General features: G+C 46.2%; 10 protein-coding genes. 3 read left to right on the plus strand and 7 right to left on the minus strand.

The window, feature by feature from the left end:
* Positions 1-59: 59 nt before the first annotated feature.
* The gene (locus SFC25_RS03565) at positions 60-1,922 is read left to right on the plus strand and encodes a terpene cyclase/mutase family protein (protein ID WP_411213967.1); all 1,863 of its coding nucleotides are present in this window, start codon (positions 60-62) and stop codon (positions 1,920-1,922) included.
* Here the strand turns inward: SFC25_RS03565 and SFC25_RS03570 are convergent.
* The 4 genes from SFC25_RS03570 to SFC25_RS03585 all read right to left on the minus strand — a co-directional run bounded on the left by SFC25_RS03570 (position 1,919) and on the right by SFC25_RS03585 (position 5,200).
* Complete coding sequence (locus SFC25_RS03570; RefSeq protein ID WP_411213968.1) at positions 1,919-2,713, minus strand: SDR family oxidoreductase; 795 nt, start codon at positions 2,711-2,713, stop codon at positions 1,919-1,921. The genes SFC25_RS03565 and SFC25_RS03570 overlap by 4 nt on opposite strands.
* A gap of 4 nt (positions 2,714-2,717) precedes the next feature.
* Entirely contained in the window at positions 2,718-2,849 is a 132-nt protein-coding gene (locus SFC25_RS03575; RefSeq protein ID WP_411213969.1) for a hypothetical protein, read from the minus strand.
* Between the two features lie 67 nt (positions 2,850-2,916).
* Entirely contained in the window at positions 2,917-4,008 is a 1,092-nt protein-coding gene (proB, locus tag SFC25_RS03580; RefSeq protein ID WP_411213970.1) for a glutamate 5-kinase, read from the minus strand.
* A gap of 118 nt (positions 4,009-4,126) precedes the next feature.
* Entirely contained in the window at positions 4,127-5,200 is a 1,074-nt protein-coding gene (locus SFC25_RS03585) for a branched-chain amino acid aminotransferase (RefSeq protein WP_411213971.1), read from the minus strand.
* A gap of 212 nt (positions 5,201-5,412) precedes the next feature.
* Between SFC25_RS03585 and SFC25_RS03590 the strand changes: the two genes are divergently transcribed.
* Positions 5,413-5,730, plus strand: coding sequence for a hypothetical protein (locus SFC25_RS03590; RefSeq protein ID WP_411213972.1), 318 nt, complete (start codon positions 5,413-5,415; stop codon positions 5,728-5,730).
* Positions 5,731-5,758: 28 nt separating this feature from the next.
* Here SFC25_RS03590 and SFC25_RS03595 read toward each other — a convergent pair whose 3' ends face one another.
* The 3 genes from SFC25_RS03595 to gltB form a co-directional block, all read right to left on the minus strand.
* Positions 5,759-7,054 (minus strand): protoglobin domain-containing protein, encoded by a 1,296-nt coding sequence (locus SFC25_RS03595; RefSeq protein ID WP_411213973.1) that lies wholly within the window; start codon positions 7,052-7,054, stop codon positions 5,759-5,761.
* Between the two features lie 171 nt (positions 7,055-7,225).
* Positions 7,226-8,710, minus strand: a complete 1,485-nt coding sequence (gene gltD / locus SFC25_RS03600; protein ID WP_411213974.1) for a glutamate synthase small subunit — start codon at positions 8,708-8,710, stop codon at positions 7,226-7,228.
* A 15-nt stretch (positions 8,711-8,725) separates the two neighbouring features.
* Positions 8,726-13,273, minus strand: a complete 4,548-nt coding sequence (gene gltB, locus SFC25_RS03605; protein WP_411213975.1) for a glutamate synthase large subunit — start codon at positions 13,271-13,273, stop codon at positions 8,726-8,728.
* Between the two features lie 132 nt (positions 13,274-13,405).
* On the opposite strand from gltB, the gene gltC reads away from it, so the two are divergent.
* Positions 13,406-14,308: a glutamate biosynthesis transcriptional regulator GltC gene (gene gltC / locus SFC25_RS03610; protein WP_411213976.1), complete on the plus strand. Its 903-nt coding sequence runs from the start codon at positions 13,406-13,408 to the stop codon at positions 14,306-14,308.
* Positions 14,309-14,312: the final 4 nt, after the last annotated feature.

The following is a 14,312-nucleotide window of genomic DNA, read 5'->3' on the forward strand; positions in this document are numbered from 1 at the left end:
ATTTTATCATATTGCAGTATATTTTCCGTTCCATAACTCTCGGAAAAAGGAGCTGTATCATGAGCCAGGTGAATATGGAAGATGTGAAAATGGCAATCGAGAAGCGTATAAGAAAGCTGGAAGAGCTGCAGCAGAACGATGGATCTTGGCGTATGTGCTTTGAAGGCGCGATTTTGACTGACTGCTTCTATATCATTACCTTCACTTCCTTCGGCAAAGAAGCTGATACCGTAGAGAAACTTAAGATGCATGTATTAAACAAGCAGCGGGAAGATGGCAGCTGGGCAGCATATCCTGGCGAAAGAAACGGCAACCTCTCGGCAACTGTGTTGGCTTATGCTGCACTTCGCTTTTCGGGAGTCCCTGCTCAGGAGCTCAGAGCAGCAGAACGCTTTATCAGCACAAACGGCGGCATCAACAAAGCCCATTTTATGATCCGCTTCATGCTGGCAGTCCACGGTATGATACCATGGCCTCACTTTTTGAAGTTCCCAATGACCGCCCTGCTTGTACCGACCACATTCCCGATCAATTTCTTCCAATTCAGTTCCTATGCCAGGATACACTTTGTACCAATGCTGATATTGCTGAATAAAAAATTCAAACGAATAAGCCAGCACACCATACAGCTTGAACATTTATTATATGAAGAGGAATGGGACGATTTTATGGATGCTCGTTCCCCCTTTCATACCATCACGAATGAATGGAGCCGTCTATCCCGACTGCCGGCACGGCTGCATCGGGCCGGTTATCGGTACGCGGAACAATATATGAAGGAACGAACGGAATCGGATGGGACACTATACAGCTATGCAAGCGCTACTTTCTTCATGATCTATGCCTATCTGGCACTCGGATATGAAGAAAACAACCCAAAAATCCAGCAAGCTTTAAAAGGCATACATGGTCTTGTCAACGAAAACTGCAACGGCATCCATGTAGAAAATTCCACATCAACAGTATGGGATACAGCATTGCTCAGTTATGCTTTGCAACAGGCAGGTGCTCCAGTGAAACAAGAGATGATTCTATCAGCCAATCATTACTTAATGCAGCGGCAGCATGTTCTAAAAGCAGATTGGCAGATCCATCAGTCTGGTGTGGAGCCTGGCGGTTGGGGGTTTTCAGATAGTAACACCAACCACCCGGATAATGATGATACAGCTGCCGCGCTTCGAGCACTTACAAGACAGGCGCGTCAAGACCTTACCGTTAAGCGCGCTTGGAAAAAAGGATCCGATTATTTGCTGGCAATGCAAAATAAAGACGGCGGCTGGGCAGCTTTTGAGAAGGATACAGACTGGTGGATATTAGGAAAGCTGCCGATTGAAAACGCAGAAGATGCAGCGATTGATCCATCTACACCTGATTTGACTGGCCGTGTCATGGAATATCTCGGGACTTATGCTAGTTTGAAAAAAGACCATTCCAATGTGAAAAAAGCCATCCGCTGGCTTTATAAGCATCAGCAGTTAAATGGATCTTGGTACGGCAGATGGGGAGTTTGTTATTTGTACGGGACGTGGGCTGCTTTGACTGGCCTTGCAGCAGTCGGCGTAAAACCATCAGAAAAACACGTCAAGCGTGCAGTTAACTGGCTGAAAGCTGTTCAGCATGACGATGGCGGCTGGGGAGAATCATGCCGGAGTGCGGAAGTAGGAACGTATGTGGATTTGCCGATCAGTACAGTCGTTCAAACTGCTTGGGCTGTCGATGCTTTGATTGCCAGCGGTGAACAGGATAGCAAGGAGGTACAGCAAGGCATCAGCTTTTTACTGACTGATCCCCTGCTGCAAGCCTCGATCGACTATCCGACAGGCATTGGCCTACCTGGCCAATTTTATATTCGCTATGAAAGCTATCCGTACATCTTTCCTCTGCTGGCACTGAGCCATTACCGGATCAAAGCCAAGTTTTAACCGATACTCTTGACCATTCCGCCGTCCACGACGAAAGCTTGTCCTGTAATATATGAATTGGCAGAAGAACAAAGGAAAACGGCCATGTTGGCAAATTCCTCTGGTGTACCGTATCTGCCGAGCGGAATGGCCGCTTGGCTCTGCTGCTGCACTTCCTCCAAACTTTTGCCAAGCTGATCGGCTGACTTCTGATCCAGCTGGTCGACACGATCGGTATGTATTTTTCCAGGGCCAAGCGTGTTGATCAGGATTTTATCAGGTGCCAGTTCCTGTGAGAGCGATTTCGCTAAACCTACAATCCCAGCACGAAATGTGTTGGATAAGAGCAAGTTATCGATTGATTGCTTAATGGAAGACGAAGCGATATTTAAAATATGGCCACCGCCATTTTCTTTCATGACCGGAGCAACAGCCCGGATGAATCGGATGAAACTCAATAAATTCAGTTCAAAAGCCTGCTGCCAATCTTCATCGGCAAAATCCATTAATTTACCTGCCGGAGGCCCGCCTGCATTATTAACAAGAATATCAACATTTCCGGTATGCTGCTTAGCTGCCTCGACTGCACGGTAGATTGCTTGTGCATCCGTAATATCACAGACAGAGTATGTCACAAATTCATTTCCGGATTCTTTTATTATCTCATCTCTCGTTAGTTGGAGCGCTTGTTCATCACGGCTGACAATGTGAACAGAGGCTCCTTCTTTGGCTAATCTTAAGGCTGTTGCTTTCCCAAGTCCTTTACTGGCAGCAACGACCAATGCAGTTTTGCCTTTCAACCCTAAGTCCATATGATCACTCCTCTGCTGCTTTTGCGATTTTACTTCTGATCCAGCGAGCTGCTGTTTCCTCCGGGATCTCGTATGTTCCGCCTTCGCGAAGCAGTTGATTTTTATACATCGTTTGGACGAGCATGATTACCTTCATCAGTGAAACTCCTTTCTGGTCTTCATTATACACCGAAGCCGCCTAGCTGGCAGGCTTGGCGGCTTTATCATAGGAATACAATGAAATTCCGGTGGACAACAGCTTTATGCCAAACTGCAGACGGGTCAGTCTCACGGTTTGCCAGCATTTCACGTAAATCAGCTGATGAGATATCGCTGATACCCCGGGCGATTGTTTCTCCTTCTGTCGTTTTTATCTCAACTACAGCTGACGTCGAGAAAGTACCTTGTACCTCTGTGATTCCGATAGGCAGCAAGCTCTTCCCCTGCTCCAGCAGTGCTTTTGCTGCACCGGCGTCAATCGTGAGGCTGCCTGTCGCTCTGGCATGATGCGTGAGCCATTGCTTTGTTTTGCGCTGTACCTCAGTTGCTTCGTCTCCTATATACGTACCTGCCCCATTGCCTTGGGCAATCTCAAGCAGCGTTGCGTGCGCATTCGTCGTACCAATGAATACTGGCACACCCAACTCAAGCGCAGTCTGGGCAGCCAGCACCTTTGAATACATGCCGCCTGTACCGACCTTGGAACCGGATGTCTGTTCAATGGATGCCTGCATTTCAGGAGGAATGGCTTCCAAACGCTGATAACGCTTTGCGTCAGGATAGGTATTCGGGTTTTTATCATAAATACCGTCAACATCTGTGATCAGTATTAGCAAGTCAGCTTTTACAAGTCCGCTAACGTAAGCAGATAGCATATCATTGTCACCAAATGTAAGTTCCCGGATGGAAACTGAGTCATTTTCATTGATGATTGGAATGATACTGCGCTTTAGCAGTTCCTGCAGCGTATTGTAGCTGTTATGATACTGATCGGCATTTGTGAAGACATCTCGCGTCAGCAAAAGCTGTGCACATTTCATATCATGTTCGCCGAATGCTTCTGTGTATGCTTGGACGAGCAAACCTTGCCCAATTGCCGCTGCAGCCTGCTTTCCTTCGATTGTCACCGGTCTTGACGGGTATCCAAGCTGACGGAATCCAGCTGCTACAGCACCAGATGATACAAGAATCACTTCGTGTCCTTCTTTGATTAATGCCGCTATTTGATTCGTGTGCTGGCGAATTTTCGAATCACTCATTCCTCCGCCAGATTCAGATAGCATGCTAGAGCCGATTTTAACAATTATTCTTTTCATCTGTCCATTCACCTTTTCGTCTAACTACTCGTTTTAGTAAAGATTATATAGCAAAAGAGGTCAAGCTCCTAGTCTGAACTAAAAAACCTCCACCGCTATGTGTGGAGGTTCCTTAAAATCAGTTAACTTCTACTGTCCAGCCAAATGTGTCTTCCAGCTCACCCTTTTGAATGCCGACAATTGTATCATAGACGCGCTTGGCAACTTCACCAGTGACACCGTTATTGATCTCGTACGTTTCGCCTTCATAGAAGAGCTTGCCGACCGGGGAGATGACTGCTGCTGTCCCGGTACCGAATGCTTCTTCCAGTTTGCCTTCTTTCTGCGCCTGAACCACTTCCGCAATGGACACGCGGCGTTCTGTTACCGGATAGCCCCAGTGCTTCAGCAATTGAAGGACACTGTCACGAGTAACACCTTGCAGGATGCTGCCGTTAAGCTGCGGTGTGACGATTTCACCATCGATTTTGAAGAATACGTTCATACTGCCGACTTCTTCGATGTATTTTTTCTCCACACCATCGAGCCATAGAACCTGGGAGAACCCAGATGCTGCAGCTACTTCTTGGGCTTTCAAGCTGGCTGCGTAGTTCCCTCCTGTTTTTGCATCACCTGTACCGCCTTTGACTGCACGTACATAGTCATTCTCCACTGCAATGCTTACCGGGTTGATACCTTCTTTATAGTAAGCCCCTACAGGAGACAGAATGATGATGAACTTATAGCTGACAGATGCAGCTACACCAAGGAACGGCTCCGTCGAAATGATGAACGGACGGATATAAAGTGATGTTCCTTCTGCAGTCGGAATCCAATCTTTCTCGACCGAAATAAGCTGTCGCAATGCTTCTAACGCCAATTCCTCATCTAGATGCGGAATGCACAGTCTATCATTTGAGCGATTCAGACGTTCAAAGTTTTTATCCGGACGGAACAGCAATACTTTTCCTTCCTTCGTTAAATAGGCTTTCAAGCCTTCAAATACCGTCTGACCATAATGGAAACACATGGCTGCCGGATCCAGTTCCAGAGGTGCGTAAGGAACGATTTGCGGATCGTGCCAGCCTGCGTCGACTGAGTAATCCATTGTGAACATATGGTCTGTAAACACCTTACCGAACTGAAGCGTGCTTGCTTCCGGTTTCTGTTTTAAATTTTCGCTGCGTGTAAATGCAAAGGTTTGTTGTTTCAAAGCTAGGACTCCCTGTCATTTTAGATTTTCTTTTTCTTTACGGTTAAATTGTTTCTAATGATAGAATATTGCGACAACAATATCTTATCAACAGATTATATAGGAGATTCCAAACAGTTTCAACCTAAAATTTTAACAAAATTACGTTCTTTATGTTACGATGAATAAAGATCAGGGAAAAGAAAAGCAGATACATAAAGGAGGGACGGCATATGGAAACGGGTACAATCATGTGGATCATTTGCGGAATCATAATAGTCGGAGCACTTGCAATTGCTGCGGTTATGATCATGAAAGCTGTAAAATCTATGCTTGCGACGAAGAACCAAATCAATAAGACTATGGCACCGATGCAAGCGGATATGCAGACAATCAAGCAAGAGCAGACAGTCTTGCAGCAGCATCAGAAAGAAATCCAGTCTAATGTCCAATCGATTACGGAAGGCTCGAAGACTGTTATTTCTTCCATCAAACAAGCACCTTCTGCATTGAAAGGGCAATTCAAACAAACACAATTCGAAAACAAATAACCAGCAGTCATCTGACTGCTGGTTTTCTTTATGCTTCCGTAAGTTCGTTTAATTGGCGCAATACGGATTCTGCCTGCTGCATGGCACCTTTTACATCCATAAGCTCACCGGTGAATTCTTTGATGCTTTCTTCTGTACGGCTGCTTATTTGTTCATTACTTTGAGAATGCGTCATGATGTTTTCAAATTTCGAGGTTACATCACCTAGCTGTACCGTACCATTGGCAATCAAATCCTCTGCTGTTTCCATGAATCTGCTAACGTTATTGATTTGGGAATGCGTATCTTGAATCAACGCCGTCACATCAGAAACAGATGATTTCGTTTCTTCCGCCAGTTTGCGGACCTCGCTCGCTACGACGGCAAATCCTTTCCCTTGTTCGCCTGCCCGCGCAGATTCAATCGAGGCATTAAGAGAAAGCAGATTCGTCTGCTCTGCAATACCTTCTACCAATCCAACGATACTGCCGATCTTCGCAGCTGCTGACTCCAGCGCTGTAAGTTCTTTTTGCACCAGATCCATTTGCTCTCCGATGTGCTGCATCCGCTGCTGCTGGGATACGAGCCCTGCTTGGCCTTCCTCAGAATGGTTCACCACTTCTTTTGCTGTTTGTTTCGTTTCATTGCTTTGTTCCGTCAGCTTTGAGGAGAATGCAACCAGCTCCTCTACAGCCCGGTTCACCTGCAGGAATATGCTTGTTAGGCTTTCGGAAGTTGCTTGGATGCTTTCGTGTAGTCTATCCTGTTTTTCAATATGCTCAATATGTACGCGTTCATGCTCGGTATTATAAGCATCCAGCACAATTTGCTGCTCGATGTTAAAGATCTTTGTAGTAGAAAGAACGGCTGTGCGATAGGCTGCGAAATCAGTAAGATGCTGTTCAAATATAGATAGCATCTGCTGCAAAAGATCCTGGAAAGCTCCCATATACCACTTCGGCTCCAACCCGATTTTTGCGTGGATCAACGCGATCCGTTGGCGTTTCTCTACATAATCAGCATCCACTTTGCCGTCGAACATTTCCTGTATATGCCGCTTAAGTGTCTGCTTCAATCTTTCTACAGAACTATTGCTTTCAATAATAGTGAGCAGATTATTCTGATTGGTGATGTTCTGATAAAAGCGGCTCACGATGCATTCAATCTCCTCACAGACTAGTGGCTGCAATTTTGTTAACACACGCAAATCGTCTTCTGTCAAATGAATCATATCAAGCTGTTTTTTCAGTTCACCTTCAATTTTAAGTACTACCTTCGCTTCATTTGATAAATTAGTTTGTTCCACCGGTTCTGCTTGTCTCTCTTTTTTGCGTTTCAATAACATGCTGATCCTCCTCATTGAATCCCCCATTCCTTGTATATCGGATAAATGATGTCAATTTGAAGGTGATCTACCAAAATAATGGCAGGTATTCTGACAAGTTACTGGATTGCATCTTGTGATGGCGGCATAATAAAAGCAGAACCTCCGTTAAACGGAAATTCTGCTTGGTATTCAAGGTAAGACAGTCTCACCCATAAGCTGAAGATCAACTTGCTTGGCCACGTCTCTGCCTTCATTGATAGCCCAAACGATCAGACTTTGTCCGCGGCGTGCATCGCCAGCAGCAAAAACGTTTTCTACATTTGTTCGATAATCTCCGTAGGCAGCTTCTACACGTTTATTCGGCGTAACGTTCACACCAAACTCTGTAAGCAACGGCGTTTCAGTACCTTCAAAGCCGATCGCGATCAAAACAAGCTCAGCAGGCCATACTTTTTCGGATCCTTCGACTTCCTGGTAAACGAACATACCTTTTTCATTTCGTACTTTCTGCATATCGATTGTATGCAATTCTTTTAAATTGCCTTGCTCATCCTTGACGAATTTCGTTGTTTGGATAGAGTATTGGCGCGGGTCTTCTCCATATACCGCTTTCGCTTCTTTATGCGCATATTCCAATCCGAATACATGCGGGTATTCAGGCCATTGGTTATCTGCACTGCGGGCAAGCGGCAGCTGCGGGTGTTTCCCGAACTGCGTCACGCTTTTCGCTCCTTGTCGGACAGCTGTCGCGATACAGTCTGCTCCAGTATCCCCGCCACCGATGACAATGACATCTTTTCCAGCCGCATCGAACTCCGGCTGAATTGCTTTACTATCATCGAGCAAAGCTTTCGTAGAGACAGTCAGGTAATCCATTGCAATATGAACACCTTTTGCTTCTCTTCCCTCTATTACAAGATCACGCTGCTGTTGTGCTCCCGTACATAGAATGACAGCGTCATATTGTTCACGAAGCTCTTCGGCAAGGATATCCTTACCAATTTCTGTGTTCAGGATAAAGTCGATACCTTCCTGACGAAGCAGATTTATTCGGCGTTCCACCACTTCTTTTTCCAGCTTCATGTTTGGAATACCATACATAAGCAATCCGCCGGCACGATCAGCACGCTCGTATACGGTTACTGTGTGCCCAGCTTGGTTCAGCTGATCCGCACTAGCCATACCTGCAGGACCAGATCCGATGATTGCGACCTTTTTACCGGTGCGTTTTTGCGGAATACGCGGTGTTATCCAGCCATTTTCAAAGCCTTTATCGATGATTGCACGTTCGATATTCTTAATGGCAACTGCCGGATCGCTGATTGCTACCGTACAGGAACCCTCACAAGGTGCCGGGCAGACACGGCCAGTGAATTCAGGGAAATTGTTCGTCAGCATCAATCTTTCTAATGCTTCTTTCCATTTACCCTTGTACACAAGGTCGTTCCATTCCGGAATCAGGTTGTAAATCGGACAGCCGGATGTGGTACCGCCGATCTCCATACCAATATGACAAAACGGTGTACCGCAGTCCATGCAGCGGGCTCCCTGTGTCTTCAGCGTAGCATCAGAGAAAGGAGCGGCGTATTCGTTCCAGTCCCGGGTCCGCGTCTTTGGATCGCGCTCATTTGCTTCTTCTCTTTTGTAGTCGATAAAACCGGTTGCTTTCCCCATACTTCCACCTCTTTCTTAATGTACTGCTGCAGGTTTCTCGGATTCTTTTACTGGTTTTGGCTGCTGGTTCTTCAATACGAATGCTTCCATGACAGCTTCTTCCTGCGTTAGACCAAGTTCACGCTGTGCATCGATTTGATGCATCATGCTGCGGTAATCGATTGGAATCACTTTTACAAAGTAAGCAAGTTCCGATTCCCAGTTTTCCAGGATGAAGGATGCTTTCTCACTATCTGTGTAAGCAGCATGCTTCTCAATAGTACTGCGAAGCTCAGCTATTTCTCTCTCATCAGACAATTGTTCAAAGTCGATCATTTCCGTATTGCAAAGCTGTTTGAATGCTTCCCGGTCCGCTGTATGGATGTAGGCAATGCCGCCAGACATTCCCGCAGCAAAGTTTTTGCCAACCTCACCGAGTATGACAACCTTACCGCCAGTCATATATTCACAGCCATGCTCCCCGATTCCTTCTACAACAGCTGTCGCTCCGCTATTCCGGACTGCAAAACGTTCACCAGCCATACCATTGATATACGCTTCACCGGAAGTCGCTCCATACAATGCCACGTTACCAGCAATAACGTGCTTCGCAGCAGATGCTTGGAAGTCCGTTGGTTTCTTAACGATCAGTTTTGCACCGGACAAGCCTTTTCCGACATAATCATTTGCATCTCCAGTTACTGTCAAGGTCATTCCCTTCGGCGTAAACGCACCAAAGCTTTGACCTGCTGAACCATGGAAGTGCAGGTTCACAGAGTCTTCCGGGAGTCCTGCTTCGGCAAATTTCTTGCTTATTTCACTACCTGCAAGTGTTCCTGCAACACGATTGATATTGCGGATTGGCATCTCCAGATTTACTTGCTCTTTGCCAGATAACGCTTTTTCAAGCTGCGGCAAGATATCTGTCGTATCCAATGCGATATCGATCTTATGGTTTTGCGGCGTGCTGTAAGTTCGAGCTCCATCGATTTGATGCAGCAATCTGCTTAAATCAAGCTGTCCTGCCTTCCAATGGGATTGCGCTCGTTCTGACACTTCTAATACGTCTGTACGGCCAACCATTTCTTCGATTGTCCGGAAACCAAGCTCAGCCATGATTTCTCTTACTTCCTGCGCGATGAAAGTCATGAAATTGACGACATGATCCGGATCACCCATGAATTTCTTACGAAGCTCAGGGTTTTGCGTCGCGATACCGACCGGGCATGTATCAATATGACAAACGCGCATCATGACACAGCCAAGAACTACTAATGGCGCTGTTGCAAAACCATACTCCTCTGCACCAAGCAATGCGGCCATCACCACATCACGGCCAGTCATCAATTTACCGTCGGTTTCCAATCGGACGCGGTCACGCAAACCGTTCAGCATAAGTGTCTGGTGTGCTTCCGCTAATCCGATCTCCCATGGAAGACCAGCGTGTTTGATACTAGTTTTAGGTGATGCCCCTGTTCCTCCGTCATAGCCACTAATGACAATGACATCCGCTGCGCCTTTCGCAACACCAGCAGCAATCGTGCCGACGCCGCCTTTGGCAACTAATTTAACACTTATCCTTGCATCGCTATTCGCATTTTTCAAGTCGTGGATCAGCTGAGCCAAATCCTCGATGCTGTAGATATCGTGATGCGGCGGTGGTGAAATCAAACCAACTCCTGGAGTCGATTTCCGTACATCTGCAACCCATGGATAAACCTTCTTGCCTGGAAGCTGTCCGCCTTCTCCAGGTTTTGCACCTTGTGCCACCTTGATTTGCAGCTCATTTGCCTGCACAAGATAAGAACTCATAACCCCGAAACGGCCAGAAGCAATTTGCTTAATTGCACTTCGACGGAAATCGCCGTTTTCATCAGGCGTATAGCGTTTGGCGTTCTCGCCGCCCTCACCGCTATTACTTTTTCCGCCTAGTCGGTTCATTGCAATAGCCAATGCTTCGTGCGCCTCTTCACTGATGGAACCAAATGACATAGCTCCTGTCTTGAAGCGTTTCACGATGCTTTCAACCGATTCAACTTCTTCAAGCGGAATCGAATTAGACTTCTTGAAATCAAACAAGTTACGCAGGAAGCCAAGACGTTCTTTGTCGGCAGCCTCTGTGTATTCCTTAAACAGCTCATAATTATCCCGGCGGCATGCCCATTGAAGCGTATGAATCGTTTTCGGATTGAACGCATGATGCTCGCCGTTTTTGCGCCACTGATACTCACTGCCTGTTTCCAGCGCCGATGTTGTGGATTTATAAGCAGCGTGGTGGCGTTTTTTCGCTTCTTCTGCGATTGTTTTTAAGTCAATTCCATCAATCTGTGATGTTGTTCCTGTGAAGTACTTCGAAATTACACCATGACTGATACCAACTGCTTCGAAGATTTGTGCGCCGCGGTAGCTTTGCACCGTACTGATGCCCATTTTGGACATAACCTTGACGACTCCCTCAGTCATTGCTGCAGCATATTGTCTGACGGCTTCCGGGTATGATAGCACGATATCTTCGTTATCAATGCTTTCCTTCAAGGTTGCATATGCCAAGTACGGATGGATGGCATCTGCGCCATATCCAAGAAGTGTAGCTACGTGGTGGACTTCCCTTACTTCACCTGCTGAAGCGATCAAGCTGACCTTCGTCCGAAGACCTTTCCGGACAAGATGCTGATGCAAACCACTTACAGCAAGCAAGGTAGGGATTGGCACATAAATATCAGACATAAGACGGTCTGTCAGCACAAGTACACTTACACCTTTGCTGATCGCATCTTCTGCTTCCTGGAAAATACGCTCCATGCTTTTCTTCAGATTTTCTCCGAACAATGTATGGATTTCCTGCAGCTTGAAGTGGCCGCTTTGATCAGAAACCAACTGTTCCAGCTGATTGTTTGTAATGACAGGTGAAGCTAATTTGATACGTCTGCAGTTCGTCTCATCTGGATGAAGCAGATTGCCTTCTTTTCCAAGATAAGAGAGCGTGCTTGTAACGATTTGTTCCCGATATGCGTCGATCGGAGGGTTCGTTACCTGAGCAAACAGCTGCTTGAAATAGTGGAAAAGAGATTGCGGGCGGTCAGACAGCACAGCGAGCGGTGTGTCATTCCCCATTGCTCCGATCGGATCCTTGCCTTCTGAAACAAGCGGTACAATGTACTTTTGAACGTCTTCATATGTGTAGCCAAAAGCTTTTTGTTTCGTAACAAGGTCCTCGACTACACTATCATCAGTTATTGTCTGATCATTGAGTTCCACAATGTTCTCATCCAGCCACTGCTGATACGGTGCTTCTGCGGCCATTTCCTGTTTGATTTCCTCATCTGGAATCAATCGGCCTTGTTCCATATCCAACAGAAGCATTTTGCCAGGGCTAAGACGATCTTTCAAAAGGACATTCTCTTCTTCTACATCCAGCACGCCTACCTCTGAGGACAGGATAAGATGATCATCTTTTGTTACGTAAAAACGTCCTGGGCGAAGACCATTGCGGTCAAGAACCGCACCAATTTGTTTTCCATTCGTAAATGAAATGGCAGTCGGGCCATCCCACGGCTCCATCAATGTGCTATGATAAGCGTAAAAAGCACGTTTTTCCTTATCCATATAGGGGTTCTTATCCCATGGTTCCGGAATCATCATCATCGCAGCATGAGCAGGTTTACGGCCAGCAAGCACAAAGAATTCAAAAGCATTATCCATGATGGAAGAATCGCTTCCGTCTGTATCCAGAATCGGGAGGATCTTTTCTGTGTCTTTGCCGAATGCTTTTGATACAAGCTGCTTTTGGCGGGCACGCATCCAGTTGACGTTCCCTTGCAGAGTATTGATCTCCCCATTATGGATCAGGTAGCGGTTTGGATGGGCCCGTTCCCAGCTTGGGAATGTATTTGTACTGAAACGGGAGTGTACAAGTGCAAACGCACTTTCGAATAATGGATCCTGCAAATCCAAGTAGAACTGATCCACTTGTACTGAGGTCAGCATTCCTTTATAGACGATCGTCTCACTGGAGAAGCTGGCAAAATACAAATGCTGCTGCATTTCTTTCGCTTCGTTTTCCGCCTGTTTACGGATGACATACAGCTTACGCTCGAATGGAAGACCTTTCTCTGTGTTCTCCCCTTTGCCGACGAAAAGCTGACGGACGAAAGGTTTTACATCCTTCGCCATAATGCCGATGTGCGTGTCATCGACAGGTACCGTGCGCCAGCCGATTACGTGCTGACCTTCTGCTTCTACAAAAGCACTGATTTTACTTTCCAGCTCTTCCTGCTGCGCATCTTGCGTGTTGAAGAAAATCATGGCAACGCCGTAAGAACCAGGCTCCGGTAACGAAAATTCAGTCTTTTCGGAAAAATAACGGTGTGGCAGCTGCACCATGATACCTGCTCCGTCCCCTGATGCAGGATCGCTCCCTTGTCCGCCGCGGTGGTCCAGCTGACACAGCAGCTGCAATCCTTTTTGGACAATATAATGGGCGGTTTTACCCTTCATATGTGCGTACAAACCTATTCCGCACGCGTCGTGCTCAAATTCCGGTCGGTATAAGCCTTGTGCTTTTGGTAGGAAATGAAATGCCATTATTAATCCCTCACTCTCTGTCTCGAACCGACATGTTGTCTTATTAAACATTGTAGGTTTTCTAATTGATCGAAACAATATATAATTTAGATAGAATTAATCTCATTTTGAGATATATTGGGGGTTTACTGCATGGAATTGCGTCAACTGCGCTATTTTATCGAGGTTGCAAAACGGGAGCATATGTCGGAAGCAGCCGAATATTTACTCGTTGCACAGTCGGCCATCAGCCGGCAAGTCAGTAATTTGGAAGATGAACTTGGAGTGGATTTGTTTGAACGGGAAGGCAGAAATGTCAAATTGACTAAAATCGGACGCACCTTCCTCTCCCATATTGAAACAGCCATGCAGGCAATCGATTATGCCAAAAAGCAAATCGACGAACATTTGGATCCGGAGCGAGGGTCTATTAAAATCGGATTTCCAACGAGCTTGGCTGGACAGCTTTTGCCGACAGTTATCTACTCATTTAAAGAAGCTTATCCGAACATCCAGTTCCAGCTACGCCAGGGAACGTATCAATTTTTAATTGAACAAGTGTCTCGGGGTGATATCGATATTGCCTTTATCGGCCCTGTGCCGAGGGATCACGATCGAATTGATGGAGAAATTCTGTTTACAGAGAGCTTCTCTGCGCTCGTTCCAGTTGCTCACCGATTTGCAGAACGGGAGCAGCTGCATCTGAAAGATTTGCAGAGCGAGCAGTTTGTTCTTTTCCCAGAAGGATACAAATTACGCCAGCTTGTGATGGATGGATGTAAGAAAGCTGGTTTTGAGCCGACTGTATCATCGGAAGGTGAGGATTTGGATGCTATTAAAGGACTTGTTGCAGCCGGTATCGGCATCACTATTTTGCCGGAAAGTACATTCTATGATGCAACGCCCAGGATGACTACGAAAATACCAATCACCTTTCCTGAGGTAAGGAGATCTGTAGGCGTTATCATGCCAAAAGAAAGACAAGTGGCACCTTCTGAACGATTATTCTACGAATTTGTCCGTGATTTCTTTTCCCGCTTACAGCAATTTAGATGAAAAA

It is taken from the genome of Terribacillus saccharophilus, assembly GCF_046592595.1.
GTDB lineage: Bacteria > Bacillota > Bacilli > Bacillales > Amphibacillaceae > Terribacillus > Terribacillus saccharophilus_C.